The 19734-nt window shown below is 34.3% G+C and carries 19 protein-coding genes; 5 read left to right on the top strand and 14 right to left on the bottom strand.

Features of this window, described 5'->3' with window-relative positions:
* Positions 1–127 precede the first annotated feature (127 nt).
* Positions 128–1369, top strand: coding sequence for a hypothetical protein (locus L1994_RS02935; RefSeq protein WP_278100199.1), 1242 nt, complete (start codon positions 128–130; stop codon positions 1367–1369).
* Between the two features lie 24 nt (positions 1370–1393).
* On the top strand, positions 1394–2377 hold the full coding sequence (locus L1994_RS02930; protein WP_278100198.1) for a DUF1616 domain-containing protein: 984 nt from the start codon (positions 1394–1396) through the stop codon (positions 2375–2377).
* Here the strand turns inward: L1994_RS02930 and L1994_RS02925 are convergent.
* The 7 genes from L1994_RS02925 to L1994_RS02895 are packed head-to-tail and all read right to left on the bottom strand — an operon-like array spanning position 2319 to position 8523.
* On the bottom strand, positions 2319–3215 hold the full coding sequence (locus tag L1994_RS02925; RefSeq protein ID WP_278100197.1) for a hypothetical protein: 897 nt from the start codon (positions 3213–3215) through the stop codon (positions 2319–2321). The genes L1994_RS02930 and L1994_RS02925 overlap by 59 nt on opposite strands.
* Positions 3212–3733 (bottom strand): hypothetical protein, encoded by a 522-nt coding sequence (locus L1994_RS02920; protein ID WP_278100196.1) that lies wholly within the window; start codon positions 3731–3733, stop codon positions 3212–3214. The genes L1994_RS02925 and L1994_RS02920 overlap by 4 nt, the downstream gene beginning before the upstream one ends.
* Positions 3730–4986: a DUF58 domain-containing protein gene (locus tag L1994_RS02915; RefSeq protein WP_278100195.1), complete on the bottom strand. Its 1257-nt coding sequence runs from the start codon at positions 4984–4986 to the stop codon at positions 3730–3732. The genes L1994_RS02920 and L1994_RS02915 overlap by 4 nt, the downstream gene beginning before the upstream one ends.
* 4 nt (positions 4987–4990) lie before the next feature.
* Positions 4991–5965, bottom strand: a complete 975-nt coding sequence (locus tag L1994_RS02910; RefSeq protein WP_278100194.1) for an AAA family ATPase — start codon at positions 5963–5965, stop codon at positions 4991–4993.
* On the bottom strand, positions 5952–6824 hold the full coding sequence (locus L1994_RS02905; protein ID WP_278100193.1) for a DUF4350 domain-containing protein: 873 nt from the start codon (positions 6822–6824) through the stop codon (positions 5952–5954). Before L1994_RS02905 ends, L1994_RS02910 begins: the two co-directional genes overlap by 14 nt.
* Positions 6821–8260 (bottom strand): CDK-activating kinase assembly factor MAT1, encoded by a 1440-nt coding sequence (locus L1994_RS02900; protein ID WP_278100192.1) that lies wholly within the window; start codon positions 8258–8260, stop codon positions 6821–6823. Before L1994_RS02900 ends, L1994_RS02905 begins: the two co-directional genes overlap by 4 nt.
* Positions 8257–8523 carry a DUF8044 family membrane protein gene (locus L1994_RS02895; protein WP_278100191.1) on the bottom strand — a complete coding sequence of 89 codons (267 nt, stop codon included), beginning with the start codon at positions 8521–8523 and terminating at the stop codon, positions 8257–8259. Before L1994_RS02895 ends, L1994_RS02900 begins: the two co-directional genes overlap by 4 nt.
* 279 nt (positions 8524–8802) lie before the next feature.
* On the opposite strand from L1994_RS02895, the gene L1994_RS02890 reads away from it, so the two are divergent.
* Both L1994_RS02890 and L1994_RS02885 read left to right on the top strand, forming a co-directional pair.
* Positions 8803–9318, top strand: a complete 516-nt coding sequence (locus tag L1994_RS02890) for a hypothetical protein (protein ID WP_278100190.1) — start codon at positions 8803–8805, stop codon at positions 9316–9318.
* A 4-nt stretch (positions 9319–9322) separates the two neighbouring features.
* On the top strand, positions 9323–9802 hold the full coding sequence (locus tag L1994_RS02885; protein WP_278100189.1) for a metal-dependent hydrolase: 480 nt from the start codon (positions 9323–9325) through the stop codon (positions 9800–9802).
* Between the two features lie 238 nt (positions 9803–10040).
* On the opposite strand, the gene L1994_RS11920 is transcribed toward L1994_RS02885, so the two are convergent.
* Positions 10041–10322 carry a helix-turn-helix domain-containing protein gene (locus L1994_RS11920; protein ID WP_422656652.1) on the bottom strand — a complete coding sequence of 94 codons (282 nt, stop codon included), beginning with the start codon at positions 10320–10322 and terminating at the stop codon, positions 10041–10043.
* Positions 10323–10629: 307 nt separating this feature from the next.
* Between L1994_RS11920 and L1994_RS02880 the strand changes: the two genes are divergently transcribed.
* On the top strand, positions 10630–11553 hold the full coding sequence (locus L1994_RS02880) for an SDR family oxidoreductase (protein ID WP_278100188.1): 924 nt from the start codon (positions 10630–10632) through the stop codon (positions 11551–11553).
* Between the two features lie 70 nt (positions 11554–11623).
* On the opposite strand, the gene L1994_RS02875 is transcribed toward L1994_RS02880, so the two are convergent.
* The 6 genes from L1994_RS02875 to L1994_RS02850 form a co-directional block, all read right to left on the bottom strand.
* Positions 11624–12583 carry a flagellin gene (locus L1994_RS02875; protein WP_278100187.1) on the bottom strand — a complete coding sequence of 320 codons (960 nt, stop codon included), beginning with the start codon at positions 12581–12583 and terminating at the stop codon, positions 11624–11626.
* Positions 12580–13023 carry a type IV pilin N-terminal domain-containing protein gene (locus tag L1994_RS02870; RefSeq protein ID WP_278100186.1) on the bottom strand — a complete coding sequence of 148 codons (444 nt, stop codon included), beginning with the start codon at positions 13021–13023 and terminating at the stop codon, positions 12580–12582. The genes L1994_RS02875 and L1994_RS02870 overlap by 4 nt, the downstream gene beginning before the upstream one ends.
* Before the next feature lie 20 nt (positions 13024–13043).
* The gene (locus L1994_RS02865) at positions 13044–14855 is read right to left on the bottom strand and encodes a type II secretion system F family protein (protein WP_278100185.1); all 1812 of its coding nucleotides are present in this window, start codon (positions 14853–14855) and stop codon (positions 13044–13046) included.
* Positions 14839–16893 (bottom strand): type II/IV secretion system ATPase subunit, encoded by a 2055-nt coding sequence (locus tag L1994_RS02860; protein ID WP_278100184.1) that lies wholly within the window; start codon positions 16891–16893, stop codon positions 14839–14841. Before L1994_RS02860 ends, L1994_RS02865 begins: the two co-directional genes overlap by 17 nt.
* 9 nt (positions 16894–16902) lie before the next feature.
* Positions 16903–17820: a hypothetical protein gene (locus tag L1994_RS02855; protein ID WP_278100183.1), complete on the bottom strand. Its 918-nt coding sequence runs from the start codon at positions 17818–17820 to the stop codon at positions 16903–16905.
* A gap of 526 nt (positions 17821–18346) precedes the next feature.
* Positions 18347–19549 (bottom strand): transglutaminase-like domain-containing protein, encoded by a 1203-nt coding sequence (locus L1994_RS02850; RefSeq protein WP_278100182.1) that lies wholly within the window; start codon positions 19547–19549, stop codon positions 18347–18349.
* Positions 19550–19734 lie beyond the last annotated feature (185 nt).

Raw genomic sequence — 19734 nt, 5'->3', positions numbered from 1 at the left:
AAAAAATAAAAAAATCAAAATTAAGGATAACAGATTTTTGTTATTCAAATTTATACCCCCCAAAACTTATGCTAATCGTTTTTGCATCACATATATATATTACTTGCCATCTTATACTTTTACTCAGATGGAAAAATATGAATTTTTGGCATCAGCCCTGATATTACTGGGTCTTTTAATTCCTTCTGCCTGTGCAGTTTCAATCTCAGTAAGTCCGACAAATCTCGATCCAGGAGACTATGTTACAATAAAAATAAAAGATCTTGAAGAGGGAGCATCTTTTTCTCTTCTTATAAAAAGCGTTTTTGATGTAAACCCGGGAGACAATTTTGAATTTAAGGTAACCAACTTCAACATCCCCTTTGGTCTGGAAGAGGGGCATGTCTCTGCAAACACAAAAAATACTGATTTTACAAAATTGACAGTTCTAAAGGACGGTACTGAATACAGTATAGCCGGTTCTTCAACAGACGGGATGTATTCAACAACACAGACACGCGATACAAGTGCAGGATTATATTCAAAAATATCTGTTGGCGGAGATGCACTGCCTGATAAATATTCAGTTTCAGCCAATTTCAACATAGAAGGTAAAAAAACAGGCCAGAACACTGGAGATATTACTTTTCAGATAAGCGGCATTGAAAAATCAACCGTTGATGTAATATGCACTATAAACAGTGTCGTTGTCACAAACACACCGATTTCTATCGGAGGCGGAGCTGTCAATACAAATACTCCGACTGCAACTGCAACACAATCATCATCAGGGGGCTCAGCCTCTGGCGGTTCTTCGGGTGGGGGGTCTTCAGACAGTACGACACTCTGGTGGACAGAAATTGATAGTTCAAAAAAGTCTTCTTCAGATTCATCTTACAGCAATGATCTAGAAGGATTATACGCTTCGGCGTCTGTCAAAGGTACAACAGAATCGGTTGATGGTGAATTTTACTATACAGGGGATGGATCTTCAAATGCAATTCTGATGTATGACTCGGCAGGTCAGGCTCCTGCAGACTGGAAAATTTTAGGAGGTGCATATGCTCTCATTCTCGAAGGGGATGACATAAACGGATTTGTAAGCTTTAAAATCCCTGATTCATTCAAAGAATCAGGAACAGAAAATACTCTTTTCATTGCGAAATATCTAAACGGCGAGTGGATTAGACTTGCATCAGTCATAAAAGGAGACTTTGTAGTATCATCGGTTTCAAATGAAGGAACTTTTGCACTCATGAGTCCGGCTGACAAAGAACCAACTGAAAAAGACAGCGTTCCTAAAAAGACAAATGCAACAGGAATGCCGTTTGTGTTCTGCCTTCTTCTAATATCTCTTGCAGTTGCGATAACTGTAAAACTCAGAAAATAAAATATATATTTTTGAGGATTTTTTGTGCCCGATGATATATACGATACAATAACAGATGCTTTTTCTCCTGAATATTTGTTTAAAGATTTGGTTGCAGTCTTTTTCTGGCTGATATTAGCTGTAGTCTTCATATATGTACCCTTTCTGAATGAGACATTTCTAAGAGTTTTATTCGCACTCCCGGTTGTCTTATTCATACCGGGCTACTCATTGATTGCGGCGCTTTTTCCATCAAATGAAGACATAGACGGAATTGAACGAACCGCACTCTCGTTTGGATTATCAATTGCAGTAGTTCCACTAATAGGGCTTTTTTTAAACTACACACCATTTGGGATACGACTTGACCCTATTGTAATATCGCTTGCAATTTTCACAACGGCAATGCTTGTAATTGCGCAATACAGGCGTTTTTTACAGCCTGAAGAGAAAAGATTCAGATTACCCCTAAAAGAGATGATTTCTGAGGCAAATTCAGAACTGTTCTCAAAAGACCAGACAAAAACAGATAAAATCCTTTCAGTTGTTCTGATAATCTCAATAATTGCCGCAATTGCAACAACTGTTTTTGTAATAGTTGTTCCAAAAGAAGGAGAAAAATTCACTGAGTTTTATATCCTTGGAGAAAAAGGTATGGCCGCTGATTACCCGACAAAATTTGCCGCCGGTGAAATGCAGGATTTAATAATCGGAGTTGGAAATCACGAATACAGAGATGTTAATTATTTCATAGAAACCTATGCTGTATCACAGGTTTTTGATGAAAAAACAAACACATCATCTGTTTTAGGAATGGTTCTCCTGGACAGAATAACAAAAACAGTTTCGAACAACAAAACAGAGGAGATTTTATATCAGTTTGAATTTCCCTCATCCAAATACAATAAACTCCAGCTTTTGCTTTTCGCAGATGATTGTCCCCCGGATGATATAACAGGGTTTGACAGAATCAATGCAAGCTATCGCGATCTTCATCTCTGGGTTGATGTGAGAGAGCCTTTAGGATAATATTCAAATCTCCAGATTTATAATCCGGCCATACTGCAGAGAAAGACACAACACTGTTGAAATACTCTGCAGTGAGGGAGGCAACAAGACTGCACACAGGACATGGCGCAACTGTACAGCATTTTAAAGACTCTTCTCTCACTTCACTGCACCCCGATATCAGACTGAAATTTTTAAGAGTAATTATTAATTCATCGCTGTTTGAAGAGACTTTTACTTCATCACAAAATGATGAATATTCACAAAGGACTTCTTTTAGTATCTCTGAAAAAACATCAGTCTGTTTCGGATTGAAATCCCCGTAATATTTTGTTTCATTGGAATCATCATAATCGGGAATGAAAAGTCCAGCTTTTTTATAAAGCATTTTCATCAGTGAATATGAAGAAGGTCTGGAAAAAAAGCCGGCTGTTTCTTCATCTTCCATTGAAAACATTTTGTTGTTCCAGGAAAAACCCTGATATTCTCCGGGAGGATTAAACTGCAGTGTATATGGTTCCTCAGAAGCGCTCTTTGGAATAAAATGTGCATCTCCAAAAACCTTTAATAAAGAGAGCATTTTGGCCAGTTCTGTTGAATGTGACGGATAAAGCATTGATGAAATATCAGGATTTATTCCTCCTGACCTGCTAAATCCCGCAATTATTACTGCGGCAAGAAAATTTGCAAACGAAACTGCTATTAAAACTGCAGTTGTGAAGTCATTTCTGTCTGTAAGATATGCAATTAACAAAAGAACAACAGAAAAACAGATTAATATCAGCGATAATAGAGCGTAAATATTGTAATGTCCGTTGATGTAGAATCTGTTTTTGAAATCTGATATTTTTTCCTTCATTTATACCCCTCTGTTTTTTTAGGATTTGTTCTCCTGGCAATTCTTCTCCAGTTTATCTTTATTAAAAGATAAAATGCCGACAGGAATAAAATACACAATAAAAGATATTCAAAAATGTTTAGAATCTCTGAAAATAAAGAAAATATCAGGCAGACAGGCAATAAAAGAAGCAGATATCTAAAAATATCAGACTTCTTTTCAGATACATATGAAAGATAAAAAAATACTCCGATGACTGCCTGAATAATAAACATAATTAAGAAATCCCCGGTTGTAAATACAACAATTTCACCAAAAACCACTGCGAAGAGAGGCTTAATTTTAATGTATGAATAAAAAGATGCAAAAAGAAATGCAAATAGTGCAAAAATCCGGGCTGAAAAAATCAGATCTGAAAAATTGCCGGATAAAAAAACTGATAGTAACGATAACACTGAAATTGTCAATGAAAATACAACATACTGTATTTTAAAAGATTTAATTTGTGCATTTTCACCAGAAAATCCTTGTTTTGTCATACGAAAGTCACCTCATCAAACCCGATGCCGGCAATTTTTCTAAAGAATTGTCCTGAATCTTCGCCTTTAGGAATAAAGCAATAAGATTTAAGATTTAATGCATCAAATGCAGAACATACAATCCTTAAGTGGCTTAAGTCGTTTTTTGGAACGGAAATTAATAAAATCTCTTTTCCATATACATTATCCTTAAGAGCGTTGAATATCTGTCTCTCAAAAATATGTGGTTTTTTCATTTTCAGGAAAAATAAAGACTTTTCCCTGACAGAATTGCTATAATCTGACTTAAAGGCAAAATCAAATTCATTTTTTGGAGAATATCCATAGAGATGCTTATCGGAAAATACTGTTTTTATGCTGTTTATCAGGCTTAAAATTTCTTCAGGGTTGTTTTTGCAACGGACTACTGATATGAGATTTGGACCTGCTATCAAAATAAAAGAAATTATCTTCTCTTTTTTTTGATTTTTGATTACCGAACCTGCAGTATCCTTAATAAATCTCAGTTTTTCTTCAGCACCGAAGTCTTCGGTTTCCGGAACATCAATTATTATCGTCTGAATATTTTTTTCAATTCCTGTATATTCTCTGACAAAAAGTTTGTTAAATTTTGCAGATGCCTTCCAGTCAACCCTTCTTAGATCATCAGATTGTGTATATTCGCGAATCCATTTAACAAAGTAGCTTTTAAATATTGCCGGTTTGTCTGTTAATTTACCGGAAAGAGGGTAAAAAGTTCCCTCAATAAAAGAAGGTTTTGGAAAAACACTGATTTCTGTATTTTTTTTATCGCTCTCAGATACTTTAATCTCTCTTTCAAAGAAACCATCTTTAATTTTTAGAATAAATCCTGGAAATATATTTTTTCCATGAGAACGGCATAAAATCTCATATCTGAGATTACCTTTTTTGGATTTAATTAAAACAGGACTTTTATAGTTGCCCTGTGTTAAGACAGAGCCTTTCGGATTTATATCAATAACCTGAACTGATGTCTTTTCAGGAACAAATGCTTCATACTCCAACTCAACAGAGACGGTGCTTCCACGCGATATTATTGTTTTTTTTGGTTTTCGCAAGTACCAAAATTTTAAAACTGCAAAATCTATCTTTTTATTCAGCTCATGATAATCAAAAAGGAGTATGAATAAGAGAGAGAAACCTGCAAAAATAATTTTTTTGTCCCGGAAAAAAATTCCACAAAAAATAAGGAAAACTATAACCAAAGCAAAAAAATCCTTTTTGTCAGGCATTTTTCTACGGCACCTCGATGGTGTCAAGAATTTGTTCTATTATGTTTTCAGGCGTTACTGCACTTATCTCAGCCTCGTAATTCAAAATAAGCCTGTGTGGAAATACAAGTCTTGCAATGTTTTTCACATCATCAGGAATTACATAATCCCTGCCCTTTAAACATGCGTAAGACTTTGCACCTCTTAGAAGCGCAATGCTCCCTCTTGTACTTATTCCAAGTTTCACATCCCCGTGCTCTCTTGTTGCAACAACAATATTTCTGATATAGTTCATAACCGAATCCGAGACTTTCAGATTTTTGACAATATCCTGAATTTTTATTATCTCAGAAGGGGATAATGCAGGAGGCTTTTTTTTAAGAAAACGTATTATGTCCAGATTTCCTTCCTGTTCTCTTTTTATTACTTTTAACTCATCATCATCCTTTAAAAACCCGGATTTCACACACAGCATGAATCTGTCCTTTTGCGCTTCAATAAGCGGGAATACTCCTTCCTGTTCTATCGGGTTTTGTGTTGCAATTGCAAAGAAAGGATTTTTCAGCGGAGTTGTGATACCATCTATTGTTGCCTGTTTTTCACTTAGAGCTTCTATAAAAGCGCTCTGACTTCTGGGCGGAAGGCGGTTTATCTCATCGATTAATAAAATATTTGTAAATATAGGTCCTTCTTTTAGCTCAAATTCACGGATATCAGTATTCCAGATTCTGACACCAAGAATATCAGCCGGCTGCATGTCAACAGTGCACTGAACTCTTTTTGTTTTACATCCAAGAAGATGTGATATTATTTTGATTACCGAAGTTTTTGCAGTGCCGGGCATACCTTCAATCAAAACATTCCCGTCACTTATCACTCCGATGAATACTGCCTCTGTTAAATGCTCATTGCCGACAATAAACTCAGAACATGTATCTTTTATCTCTGCAAATTTTTTGCATATTGACTGAATTTCAGTTTCAAACTCACTGTTGGTCATTTTTCCCCCTGAAGACGAACAGCACCAATAAAAATATTATAGTTGTTGCCGCCCCCGTTTTGATAAAATCATTTTTGCGCATTATGTTTAGATATTTTAAGATACCATCTTCCAATGCAATTTTTGAATGACTGTTCTCCAGATATATCTTATCTGAGGATTTGAGCAGATTTGATATAAACCTTTTATTATCTTTTAATTTTTCATCTTTATATAACGAATTCAAAAATATACCTGAGTCAGAGAGAAGATAAGTATTTTCGGACTTTACAAACACTCCTCTTTTTCCAAAAGGTTCATCAAAATCCGCCCTTTTATTTTTATTCTCATCAATCCAGCTTAGTATTGATGTGGAAATTAAAACATCTCCTCCTTGTGCAGAAGAAGGCCGGTTTAAGACAATGCTTTTTACTCCTGTTGTTAAAGTATCATTTTTATTTACATACGCAATTATAAATCCGGGATTGTCAAATTCCCTGTCTACAGACATTAAATCTATTTTAAGGACTGAAATGTCTGTTCCAAGAACTTTAAAAAGATTTTTTGATAGTCCGGATTTTTCAGATATAAATACTATATTCCCGTTATTTTTAAATTCACGAAGAATTCTTAATTCATCCGGAGAAAAATTATCTTCAGGCTCTATTATTATTAATGTTGAATTTTTAGCAGATGATAATACTTCATAATCCTCAACTAAAACCGCACCATTTGCCAATGCATCAGAAACAAAAAGCGATGTGCCGTTCCAGTTTGAATTATAACTGCTGTATTCATCATAAGAAGAGGAAAAATGAATATCTACTGCAAATAAAGACAACAATATAAGAAGAATAGAAATTATAACAGCCGGTTTCATATCCCGCCCTCATAAATTTCATAAAGTGTAGAAAATAACAAATAAAGATTCTCTTTGTCCTCAGATGTTTTATTGTCCGAATATACTACCTTTTCATAAAGCATAACAAACGAAAGAAGCCTTGTCTTTTCCTTCTCAGGGAGTAGCTTTAAAAAATCATTATTTGTAAGAGATTTTTTGTATTTTATTTTTTGTGAATGTGCGACAGTGCCAAACAAACTATCTGCAAGAAGCCTGAAGGCTTTATCCTCCATTGAAGAAGAGATAAGCCTTTGATACTCATCCTGAATATTTGTCAGATTTTGATTTTTCGCTTTTTTATCTTTTTTTCCTGCTTTTTTTCCTATTTCGCCTTTATCGGGTTTATCTTTGGTCAGTCTCTTTTTGTATTTCTTTTTGCTCTTATTTCTCCGTATCTTAACAAAGCCAAAAAAGCTTAAAACAACAATCAATACTGTTGCCAAAAGCAAAAATGAATCAGAACTATCTTCGGTTTTTTTATCGGATGAAAAAATACTCAAAAAATTCTTAATTAATAAATTTAAGTGTTTAAAAGGATAATAATCCAGGAAAACATCATCTTTCCCCGATTCCTGACCGGAGATTTTAGTTGTTGCATGAGGTGTTTTTGGTTTGATAGTACTTTCCAAAGTATCCTGAAGTGTCGGGGTTTTTTCTGTCGGGTTCGAAGTTATTTCATAGTCAGACCCACCACCTGTCATTTCAGAATCTTTTGGATGGGTGGTGTTTAAAGAGGATTTTCCACCACCTTCAGGTTTTGCTAAAATATCATCTTCTCTTTTTAAAACTCCGATGAATTCTATCTCTTTTTTTGAAGTATTGAGGGATTCTGTCTGAAGACTGTATTTTTCTCCGGATTCAATTGTTTTTTCGGTAGTTTCTGCCAGATCTTTTTTAGTTCCTGAAATCTCTTCTCTAAGCTGTGTTATATTATATGTAACCGAATAGTAACTATTCATATCATCTGAGTTTTGATACCGGATTTGAAGCATTTCCAGTTTTAATAGCTCTTCATTTTGTTTTGCAAGTGTTTCAAGATTTTTCAGATGCTCTTTGTTGTTTCTTCTGAATTCCTCAATCTCTGATTTTGTCATATCAAGGTTGATTACAAGATTGTCGTATTTTGAGAGATAATTTTTATACTCTTCAATATCATCATAAGCATCCTCTACTCTCTCATATCTGATATTTAGTATAATTGTTTCTGAAAGTGAAATAAAATCCTGCATCACTGATAAGGTCTCTTCAGACTTTTCCCTTGAAATTTGTTTTAATGCATCAGGATTCAGGTTGCTGTCTGTTCCGGGAATGTCTTTTGGAGAGAAAAGCTCGGTGTTTTGTGTATATGGAGCAAAAATCAAAAGAAATAATGCAGATACTGCAATCAATAAAAAAAGCATTATTATTTTTTTCATTTCCCGATTATCTCCATTACCTTTAGAGCAACAATTATGAAGAACACAATTACGCCAACAGCGGCTACAGATTTGATATATCTGATATAATGCGGCTGAAGATATACAGAATCGGATAATTCAAGGATTACCAAAAGCCCGATTAACCATAAAACAAATAATATCTCCAGATTTATTATTGACGAAAGAACTGTGAAAATTATCAGAATGACTAACCATAACGTCATTGAGATAATTATCAGGTTTTTTTTCCCGGATTTCATTGCCTCTTTTAATATATTCTGTCTTAATAAATTAAGTTTGGTTAAAATCAGGGTTTTTTTGCCACTCCCTGATGACATTTTGAAGTGAACTGATATAAGTTGAATTGGGTTAATAAATTAAAAAGTATCTGAATTCAATATAAAACTGGCTGAAATGATTTCAACTGCATTGATATAATTTAAATTGTGTATGTAAATTGAAAATAATCTGAATTGATTTTTGACTATCCTACACTTTGATATACAAGTTTTTACATAATACCTGCCAGAGTGATTTGTATGGGAAAATGTATGGGTTTTTTAGCCGCAGGAGTAATCCTTCTTTTACTTATTCCCTCTGCACTGGCATATAATACAGAGGGGGCTGAAATTACAATCAATACTGATGGAAGTGCAATTATTGTTGGTTCATATCAGTTAAATCTTGGAGAATATATTGCTTTTAAATTTACTCCGGGAAAGGAAAATCTGCTAAAAGATGCAATTGAACAAAAGCTTGGCAGAGATGTTACTGTTAATTACATGAATGACAAAGAAGTGTCAGTTACAATTCCGTCTTTTGCGAAAGTTGATAAAACAGAGAACAAAACATCTTATAAAACGCCAAAACTGCCGTATAATGAGATTGGAAATTATATGGACAATTTTTTAAAGGATAACCCGGTTCTTAAAAATTTCTCGCCTGACGCTTCTATGGTTGTTCCTCACAAAACCGTAATTATATTTCCGGACGGTTATTCTGTAACCTATGAAAAACCTTATTTAAACGGGGTTGTTCTACCAGTAACCCACTAATTTTATGCTTTTTTTCTGCCACCTTTTATCAGGATTTGTCGCAGGATTTATTCTTTTTTTAATCTTTAAAGACAGACGCGTCATTTTGATAACAGCTTTTGGAAGCATTATTCCGGATTTAATAGACAAGCCTCTTGGACATATTGTTTTTTCAGAAACAATAGGTTCAGGAAGAATTTTTTTTCATGGCTTTTGGATTATGATTATTCTTCTGATTTGTGGAACAGTTATTTATCTTAAATTTAAAAATCCGACTTTATTCTCCTTTGCATCCGGAATTTTAGTTCATCAGGCAGGAGATAATATGTGGTCAAATCCTCAAAACTGGTTTTGGCCTCTTTTAGGACCATATGTAACTAAAAACAGATATGATGATTATTTTTTCAGTATGATTCTTGCAGAGATTTCATCTGTTGAAGAGATTTTTTGTCTGATTTTGATAATTATTGGAATTTGTGTTTATTTTGCTATAGAAAGCAGATAATAAAATTTCATGAACTTTTAAAAATAGCTAATAAAAACTATTATTCAAAAAAACTATTGACTCTTCGCCATATTTCTTATCACCCTAATTTGGAATTGATTTGTCGCTATGTAAAAAACATCCCCAGGAGCCGGAGGGGCTTGTTGCCCCCTTCCGGTGACCTATCGTAAGCGGGGTGGGTTTTAAGGGAGGGGCCTGTCCCCTCCCTTGCTAATAATCGATTAGCTTTGATTGTCTTTTAGTCAAGGCCAGTAACCTGAGAAACTGATGAAATTGTCATTTTGGAACATAAAGTTGCAATATATGCTTCAAATCGTTTGGTACAGTATGAATAAGGATTGACAAAGTCAATATATTGGCCACCCAGGCATCCACATTTGCATCGAATTTGGCATACTGGGAACTGAATACGACAGGAAAAAATGGGAACAGGAAAATCATTGACAGATCTGATATAGACATCATCATATCGATTACATAATTCAACCGCACTTGGGACATCTTGGTAATTCTGTTGCATCCAGAGTGACAGTAAGTATTTCTTTTGACTCTTCCAGATCAATAATCTTAAAGCCCACAAATGAAAACATAGATGTGAATGTAGAGATGCATTCCCTTTATTTGTAATGTTTATTGGACATATCATCACATTTAGAAGTTATTCTCTAAGTTGTTTTTCTTTTTGGATAATCCTAACTTTCAGAAAAATGGAGAAGAACCAAACTATTACTCAGAATTTTAAGAACTAATAATTCCAGATATTATGAACTGATAATTCTGAATTACAATCGCAAGCTCTATTTATTTTTGAACAAAACTCATTTTGAATGCATTATCTTGTAACCGGTGGCGCCGGTTTTATAGGCTCTCACATTGTTGATGCACTTGTTGAAAAAGGACACAGTGTCACCGTATTAGACGATTTATCAGCCGGAAATGTGAAGAATCTTTCAGAAAATATCGATAAAATAAACCTGATTCAGAAAAGTATAACAGACAAAGATGTTTTGCCTGAGGTCTGCAGAGATGTTGACTTTATTTTTCATGAAGCCGCAATTGCGTCTGTTCCATTCTCTGTAGAAAACCCTTCTGTTTCACATGAAGCAAATCTGACAGGAACATTAAATATCCTGGAAGCGGCCAGAAAATCTGATGTTAAAAAAATAGTTATGGCATCATCTGCGGCAATATATGGAAACAATACTGAAATGCCAAAAACAGAGGATATGCCTGCCGAGCCCATGTCTCCTTACGCTGTCCAAAAACTATCATCCGAATACTACGGAAATGTGTATTCCGATCTTTATTCAATCGACTTTGCCGCACTTAGGTATTTCAATGTATTCGGGCCGCGCCAGCTTTTAGGATCATCATATGCCGCGGCAATTCCAGCCTTTATTAATGCAATAATAAAGGGGCAACAGCCTGTTGTATTTGGAGACGGAAATCAGACCCGTGATTTTGTATATATTAAGGATATTGTCAGTGCAAATCTTAAAGCGATGGAATCGAATGCAAAAGGTGTTTTTAATGTTTCATGCAATAAAGGGACATCATTAAAAGAGCTTTTGGAAATAATGGGAGAAATTTCCGGAGTAAAAGTAAGACCCATATATTCAAAACCCCGCCCGGGAGACGTTCGTTATTCATATGCAGATTATTCAAAATTCTCAGATGCATGCGGGTGGAAACCCAAGGTTAGTTTAAAAGACGGACTTTTAGAGACTTTTGATTTTTTTAAGAGTCTTTAATTTCTTTTTTAAATTGAAAAGTAATATTCAGAGGATTTTAAAAATCCCCCTCTAAAATGAAAGTTTTTTTTTATTGTGCTGAAATTATCAGATTAATCTCTCTAATCTTTACTTTTAGCGGGTCAATAAATGATATTCCAAGCGAATTTCCAATGTGTGAATCAATATCTTCCTGATAGCACAAAACATGAACATTATTAAATTTCCTCTTTTCAATCAAAGCGAGCTTTTTATTCATATCTTTCCAGAGAGTTTCATTGATATTTAGAGGCGTTTCTTCAAAAACCGTGAAATTGATCTTTTCTTCTGTGAAATCATAATTATTTATCTGTGTTTCAAGACTAAGTGCTGAAAGCCCGTTTCCACTTGCATAATTTTTCTCTCCGGTTTTAAATCCTGTAAGAGTCATAGAAATCTCAGTGCAGTTTAAATAATTTGTACCTGTGAAATTCCCATAGGCATCCTTTTCAAAAACAGGCTCATACATGCAGTTTATATCAAACAGAGATGAAAAAAGTCCGGAACTATTTGAAGAAGTATTTAGTTTAAGTTTAACAGAGTTCATATCACTGTATAAAAGAGGGGTTTGTTCTCCATACTCAGTTGTAAGATTTACATAACCAAACTGCCAGGAATAACCCTGATTGTGCCAGAAATTGCTTATAGGAGTATATGAGAATCTGACTGCTGAAAAATTCTTAGAAATTCCTGAACTGTTTTTAATCTGGTACAGAACAGAATCATTAAAAACCTGCAAAACTCCGCCTGATTTAATTGAGGATAAAAAAACATCTCCTCCACCAAGCTCAATATTTCTTGAAAGTCTTCCCTCTGATTTTTGCCAGACAGCGTTTTCAATATCTGATGAAAATAATAAAAATTCCCTTTCAACATTTGAAAGATGCTCAATCTCCGCCTCCTCTTTAAGTGAGGGAACATATGTTGTAAAATAAACAGATATTACAGTAACAATTACTGCAAGAATTAAAAGTCCGGCAACAACAGGAGCTACTGCACAATCATTTTTCAATTCTTAACCCTCCCAAAATAAATTACAGACTTCGAAACTACCATCTGTACATCATAGCCTCTGATATCCACTCCAGTGGATATTTTCATAGAATCACCAGGCATGAAATTCATGGAATCAGAAACGCCGTTAATGGTGATATTATCAGAATAATAAACATTTCTGTCATCATCCTTTGAAAAAATCACCTTGATATCACGCTTTTGTACTGTATCTCCGCCTTTATGCCATAATGTCAGATTGCAGTTGTCTTCCGGATTCCCTGTTGTCATTATAGTTAAGGAAGGCTCCCTGTCCTGTGGAATGTATTGCCCTGCAGAAACTGCAAAGAGAGAGACAAGGATTAAAACAAGACTTAACATAAGCATCTCTCCAATAACAGGAGATACTCCCTCTTCGGCTCTCTTCAAAAAATTTAATTCATTGGTTCTTTTTTTCATATTAGAAACCTCCTTTAAATTTATACCTGTATTATAACCGCGAACAAAACAAGCGATGCCGCCATGAAAACCATGCTGTGCTTTAATCCTGCAAGGATGTTATTTGAGCTAAGCTGTCCTGCCATAATTCCTGAAAAAAAACCAAGAATAATTGATATGTGAAACATTTCCGAGATGTTAGCGGCAAGGTTGAAATTAATATCAAAATCCTTAAAACTTTCCACAAATGAGACGTTTAACTGGTATGCAGAATAAAGAAATATTCCATATGATAGATAAATTATTGCGACATAGATAAAAGACACACCAAATCTTTCGTTTTTCATCTTCAGGTAGTGTTCAAGGTCGCCTACAGCAATTGCAAGAATTTCTCTCAGGTGATCTGTGATTTCACTTGCCTTAATAACAAGGGATATTGCTCTTTTAACAGATACAAGACCAATTCTTTCTTCAAGTTTGTACAATGCACCGGAAACGCTTGTACCCATCTTAATTTCTTCTGATGCAATTTTAACTTCTGATGTTAAAACTCCTATTTTGCTTTGTGCAATTATATGAATAGCACTTTGAAGTGTCATTCCCATATCTTTCATATCGGAAATTTCCCTAAGAAATCCGGGAAGCTGGGATTCAAATCTCTTAAGATACCAGTTTCTGGCTTCATATGCAAATGTTATTGGAAGCATAAATGCAATGAGCATGATACAGATAAATGCTTCAAATGAATAATCTGGAAATATTTCTGCAATAAAACCATTCATATGCAAAAGAAGCACTACAAATGCAAGAAGCATTCCAAAAACAAGACCATACTGGTAGTCGGATACATAGTATCTAAGTGGATTTCTCAAAATTGATTTTATTTTAATAGCCTGCTTTTTAGCCTGAAGATTTTTTAGAAATTTATCATCAATAATTTCAGGATTGTCTTTTTCTATATTGGTATCTATGTATTCTGCCTGTGCAACCTCTTTTTTGCTGACAGACAGGCTGTCGGGCGGCATCATGATGTATAAAAGAAAGATCATGGCAGTAGCACCAATAGGAAGGCCAATGTACATAAGAGGCTCTAAAAGATCTATTGTTGATTGTCCGGAGAGATTTTGTGCAACAATCATTATCATAATTGCAATAGGACCTGCAACAAATGCGGTTACATAAATCTCCGCCATAATCTCCATTGTTTTTAATGTGTTTTCAAGTTCCTGCATTGCAGTTTCGCGGAAATGTGCAGATTTTGAGGCAAAAAAGTCTGTCATACTGCCGCCTGTCTTAAAAACCATTGCTAAATCATTTAAAAGTTCTGAAAAATTAGGAGATGGTGTGTATTCCTGTAAGTTTCTCATAGCTGTCAGAAGGTCATCGCCGAAATATTCAACATCCCTTACTATCATACCGCACTCCTCTGAAACCTCGCCATAGAGATCTTTGTTCTCAGCAACACTCTTAAAAATGGAAAATAGTGTCATTGTTGTAGAAAGAGCCTGCATGTATGTTATTGCATATGGAAGTTCAAGCTCAATTTTGGTCTTTCTTCCTGTTGCAATGGTCTGCGGATACATATATGCAAAGAGGAATATCCCTAAGACAAGAACAAAGAATAAAAGAACAGCTGTTGTCTGTAGCGGCAGAAATGATATCGGGTTTATCTCTATTTCAAGAAGTATCAAAAAATTGACTATCAGTATATAGTTCATCCCTGCAAGAACAGTTCCAAGAATTAAAAGCAGAAGGTATTCTGCCGCAGGTACAGGGATATGAGCTGCCTTAAGAGATTTTTGAAACTCTTCTGTGTTTAGGGAGGATATAAGAAAATTATTCTGTAAATTCATATCTGCCGCTCTTTGAAAATTCGTCAAACACTTTTGTTATCTCATCCGAATTTCGGATATTATGCCTCAAAAGACCCTCAAGAATCTCTTTTCTGATTTCCACCTGTCTTAGGGTTTCATCAATACTCCAGCCATGACTATATGCAATCTCATTTATTATTCTTGATTCTTTGGCAACTCTTCTGAAATTATCCTTTGCAGGATTCCATTTGTAAAGCACATTATAAGAGATCTGATCTTTTTCTGCCACAACCTCATCTATTGTTATACAACGCCTGACCATTCTTCCGCCTATATACTGGAGTTGCTGGATTATCATCAGGTCAAGTGCTCCAAACATTGCGACAGGTACATTAATCGGGTTTGTTGTCAGTCGGTTAATTGCCTGTTCAACACCTCCTGCATGCAAAGTTGAGTATGTAGTGTGTCCTGTGTTCATTGCCTGAAAAAGAGTCTGGGCTTCAGCGCCTCTTACTTCTCCGACAATTATATATTCAGGTCTTTGCCTGAGCGCTGTTTTTAAAAGCGAGAACATATCGACATTTCCCTTTCCTGATTCTGAGGCACTCTCACGTGTCTTCATCGGAAGCCAGTTTTTATGTGGCATCTGAATCTCACGGGTATCTTCAATTGAAACAATTTTTGCAAAATGAGGGATAAAAAGTGAAAATGCGTTCATCATTGAAGTTTTTCCTGATGCGGTTCCCCCAACAACAATTGCGCTTTTTCTGTTTTCAACACAAAGCCATATGAATGCTAAAATTTCCGCATCATACGTCCCGTAGTCAATTAAGTCAACAGGCGTCATAGGATCTGCCTTAAATTTTCTTATTGTAAATGAACTTCCTTTTGAGGAGACAACGTCGGTATACGTAATCTGTGCACGCGCTCCTTCAGGAAGAGCGGCATCAACCAGTGGAGCTGTTAATGAAAGCTGTTTATCGGCTTTTTGTGCAATTTTAAGGACAAATTTATTCAGTTCATTTGCGTCAAATAAAATATTTACAGGCAGATTTGAGTATTTCCTGTGGAATATGAAGACAGGAATGTCAGGGCCGTTGCATGTTATATCCTCAATTCCCTCGTCATGCATCAGAGGATCAAGCTTCCCGTAGCCCTGGAAATTTCTCTCCAGATAATAGCATATTATTCCTGTTCTATTAGGAGTAATTTCCGGATCAAGATTTTTTATTATGCGAAGAATCATCTCAGAATCAAATTTAAGCTCTTCTTTTTGAAGATTTCGGTCATAAAGGATTGCTGATCTAAGCTGTGCATCAGTTTCTTCAAGAATTAAATGTTCTTTTTCAGATATTTTTGGTTCAAATACAAGATATTTTCTGTTTTTGTCTTTGTCATTTATAATAACTGCATAAGAATGAGGAGGTTTTAACCAGTAGCGGTCAAGTATCTCATCATCTGTTTCTCCTTTGAAGTCTTTTATATCAGGAACGGGGGGATAGTCAAATATATGTGGTTTTAATTCTGGATAAACTGCCTGGTTTTTTGGATTTAAAACCGATGTAATTTCACTTATTGATTCAAGGTAATTTTTAAGAGCTGATTTTTTTATATTAGATGTATCGTTTTCAATATCCTTTTTTTTCGTATCGCTTATATCAGATAATTCTCTTTTATTACCGGATTTCAAAATGAAATTTTTATAACTGACTGCCTTTTTTAACCGGTTTGTTTTTTTGTTTTTTAATTCATTATCATCCTTTTCTTTACCTGAAAATAATTTACTCCGCAAATCATTTGCAGACTTGAATAATTCATTTGTTTTTTTGTTATTAGTGTCTGAAACAGGCTTTTTTTTATATTCCCTTAAATTTTCACTCTCAATAGAAGTTTTAATTAGAGATTCATCTAAAGGTTCAGCTGATTCAAATTCAAAGTCATATTCAAAGTCAGAATTATCACTTTTATCTTTTGGTTCTGAAATTCTTGTGCATGATTCTGATTCAGTATCTTTTTTAGAATCAGGTTTTAATTCCGGTTTTTTTTCTCTTTCAGATGCTAAAATTATATCAGACATCTAAATCTTTCACCACCATTCCTCTTCAGGAGGTGCTGTGTTTTTAGCATTTGATGATTCTTCACTTTTCCCTAGTTCAGAAAATTTAACAGATGCTGCAGAATCAACAGGAATTGCGTCCGGATTTTCAGGTACTGTCCCTGAAAAGATTTTAAGATCAGTATCAAGACCGCTTCCGTAGAGATCAATTCTAAATTCTCCTGTTTCATAGATGAAGATATCTTGTTCATCGGTGGATGGAAATTGTCTGCTAAATCCGCCTTCTTTTAAGAGTTCTCCTGTCATGTTGTCTGAAACTCTTATATTTAGAAATGAATAGAAAGGCACTTCGGTTGGAACACCTGTAAATGTGTGAACACCTGAACTGTATTTCGGACTGCTTCCTCCTCCTGTTGAGGATTTCCCTGTTGTCACTTTAACATTTGAAATTTTGAAATTAACTACCAAAGGCCCTTTTCCAACATTAACAACTACACTTAACGGAGTGTATTTCATGTCTTTTATTTTATTTTCATAAAGAAGTTTATAAAAATCCAGGGAAAGACTATAATCAGCTGATGTTGTGTTAAACTCAGGTGGTGAAAAATATGGATCGTTTGGAGTATAGTTGTCAACAACCCGTACTTTGTCATCAGCGCTTTTGTCAACCGGCATTGTAAATATGTTTGAAGACTGATCTGCAGTCTGATATATTGTTGGATCACTTATTTCAGGAGTGTTTGCATCAGGTACCGGAGATGGAATTTGTGTTGGAATTGTTGTTTTTATAATATTTTCATCTGGCAGAAAAGTATCATCATTATTGTCATTTGAAAATATTTTTATTACATATAATGCACTGACAGCCGCGACCAGCACGAGAGTTGCAACAATTGCTATAATCATTATTTTGGTGAGCTGACTGGTATCAAGTGTTTTTCCTTCCATTTTTTCTAAACCTGTGTTTTAGTCATATTTTTCATCCGCATTCTCATGAATAATGATTAACTAATTTGAATTGTAAATAATAATATCTTTACTATTAGATAATACCGGAATGAATTTTTTTACATTCTTCGTTAATTATTTGCAGAATGTATGTTATCATTGAAAATTTCATCCGGTTTTATGAAGGTGTTCATGATTTTTTATTGTGAAGTCTGATTGTTTTTTAATCAGATCAAATCATTCTACAAATATATTTACTTTATGTTAATTTATATTTACCAATTGTATTGTTGTTTTTGGTTTTTTAAGTGCATGTTGTGAATACTGATTTCATTTGAGTAATAACTTTTTTAATTTAAGTATTACACAATCAACAATTAATATTTTTTTATATGTTGCAATAAAGTATAATTATGTTTGATGAATGATTTGCGATGTAAGTTACTTCGTAACTTACATGAAACTGTTGCATAAAATGATAATTTCATGAACGTTTTTCTGAAGAAAAACAGATTTAAAAAAGAGATTATTCTATTGCACCTTCTATTGCCAGTTTTCCATAATAATCATAAGGTATAAATCCAACATCCCAGTTATTTGTAGATTCAAGGTAAAGGTAATTTTCACCTTTAAATTCAATCAGTGCGCAGTTCCCGCACACAGGATTGATAACATCCTTTACTGCCACTGCGACATGTCCCTCATTTTTGTTCTCTCCAACCCCCAAAAGACCAAAAGTTATGACATCATAATCCATCTGATCAAGTATTGCCGCAAGAAGGATTGCTGTATCTTCACAGTCTCCTGTGCCGTCAATTAATGTTTCAACAGGATAGCGCCAGTATTCTCCAGAATTTTTTGTCTCTTTATCACTGGCATACACAATGCAGTTTTGAACAAATGATGCTGCGTTCATTGCGTTTTCATATTTCCCATATCCGTATTTTTCTCCTGAACTGCGTATTTTTTCAGCAATCTGTTCTACTGCCTCCTGATTGTGTGTATTGTATATATATTCTGAAAAATTTCTGCTTAAATGATCAGCTTTTTGAGACTGATAATATGAATTTTTAGAGATATTTGCAGTTATTGAAAACTGTCGGGGTGATTCTGCATTTGACCATAAAAATTTGTCACTCCTTCCATCAAATTCCCAGGAGAAGGTTTTTTTATAATATCCCGATTTAATCTTTTCTTCAGATGTATAATCCGAAAAACCTGCATATGTGCTGATTTTACTTCCAAGATCAAGTGCTGCCTCTGCGGTTTCGTCACCCACACCAAACAAAAAAATGACTGTTGTGGCTATCAAAACTAAGAAAACTGCACCAATAGTAATTATATTCTTTGTTTTTTTGTTTTTCAAAAGTTTATCTGATGAATAAGCAAATCTTCTGAATTCTTCATAACTGCCGTTTAAAAAAATATATTCTTTGCCTTTGATGCCAATGTGTCTGACTAAATTTTTGTTCTCTTTTTTCCCATTTATGAAAAGATCCTCTGAATCTTTGATTTTAGTAAAATCGATATCGTAAATACTGAAAGGAAAATTTTCTCTTTTATACGGAATGAGTGAATCTTTGACATCAACAAATTCTTCTCCATTAATTATGACATGCTGAAAATCCCCTGAAATTGTCTCTATTTCACCGGTTTTTTTATTAGTCCTTTTTATTTTTTCATTATATGCAATGAAAAAATGATCTTTTTTTCTGTCTTTTTTTGTCATTAATTCTCCTTTCAATCAAATTTTTGGCACAAATAAAATATTTATGTTTTATAACAAATTAATTTACATCATTTATATATTTCATCATGGTTCGTAAAACTACACAGGATTAGAATTATTTTTTTAAATTATATAAGCATTATTTCATATCAAAAAAAAATCTATTTTAATTTAGTAATATTTTT

Source organism: Methanomicrobium antiquum, assembly GCF_029633915.1.
GTDB classification, from domain to species: domain Archaea; phylum Halobacteriota; class Methanomicrobia; order Methanomicrobiales; family Methanomicrobiaceae; genus Methanomicrobium; species Methanomicrobium antiquum.
Note: the sequence above shows the minus strand (reverse complement) of the source record. Positions and strands in the feature narration are given on the sequence as shown.

Coding starts and splice junctions, on each gene's coding strand:
- L1994_RS02900 (WP_278100192.1), bottom strand. CDS start 8,260: ATGAAAAAAATAATAATGCTTTTTTTATTGATTGCAGTATCTGCATTA.
- L1994_RS02850 (WP_278100182.1), bottom strand. CDS start 19,549: ATGACAAAAAAAGACAGAAAAAAAGATCATTTTTTCATTGCATATAAT.
- L1994_RS02865 (WP_278100185.1), bottom strand. CDS start 14,855: ATGAATTTACAGAATAATTTTCTTATATCCTCCCTAAACACAGAAGAG.
- L1994_RS02895 (WP_278100191.1), bottom strand. CDS start 8,523: ATGAAATCCGGGAAAAAAAACCTGATAATTATCTCAATGACGTTATGG.
- L1994_RS02890 (WP_278100190.1), top strand. CDS start 8,803: ATGGGAAAATGTATGGGTTTTTTAGCCGCAGGAGTAATCCTTCTTTTA.
- L1994_RS02870 (WP_278100186.1), bottom strand. CDS start 13,023: ATGAAAAAAAGAACCAATGAATTAAATTTTTTGAAGAGAGCCGAAGAG.
- L1994_RS02910 (WP_278100194.1), bottom strand. CDS start 5,965: ATGACCAACAGTGAGTTTGAAACTGAAATTCAGTCAATATGCAAAAAA.
- L1994_RS02885 (WP_278100189.1), top strand. CDS start 9,323: ATGCTTTTTTTCTGCCACCTTTTATCAGGATTTGTCGCAGGATTTATT.
- L1994_RS02860 (WP_278100184.1), bottom strand. CDS start 16,893: ATGTCTGATATAATTTTAGCATCTGAAAGAGAAAAAAAACCGGAATTA.
- L1994_RS02920 (WP_278100196.1), bottom strand. CDS start 3,733: ATGACAAAACAAGGATTTTCTGGTGAAAATGCACAAATTAAATCTTTT.
- L1994_RS11920 (WP_422656652.1), bottom strand. CDS start 10,322: ATGCAACAGAATTACCAAGATGTCCCAAGTGCGGTTGAATTATGTAAT.
- L1994_RS02880 (WP_278100188.1), top strand. CDS start 10,630: ATGCATTATCTTGTAACCGGTGGCGCCGGTTTTATAGGCTCTCACATT.
- L1994_RS02905 (WP_278100193.1), bottom strand. CDS start 6,824: ATGAAACCGGCTGTTATAATTTCTATTCTTCTTATATTGTTGTCTTTA.
- L1994_RS02925 (WP_278100197.1), bottom strand. CDS start 3,215: ATGAAGGAAAAAATATCAGATTTCAAAAACAGATTCTACATCAACGGA.
- L1994_RS02935 (WP_278100199.1), top strand. CDS start 128: ATGGAAAAATATGAATTTTTGGCATCAGCCCTGATATTACTGGGTCTT.
- L1994_RS02915 (WP_278100195.1), bottom strand. CDS start 4,986: ATGCCTGACAAAAAGGATTTTTTTGCTTTGGTTATAGTTTTCCTTATT.
- L1994_RS02855 (WP_278100183.1), bottom strand. CDS start 17,820: ATGGAAGGAAAAACACTTGATACCAGTCAGCTCACCAAAATAATGATT.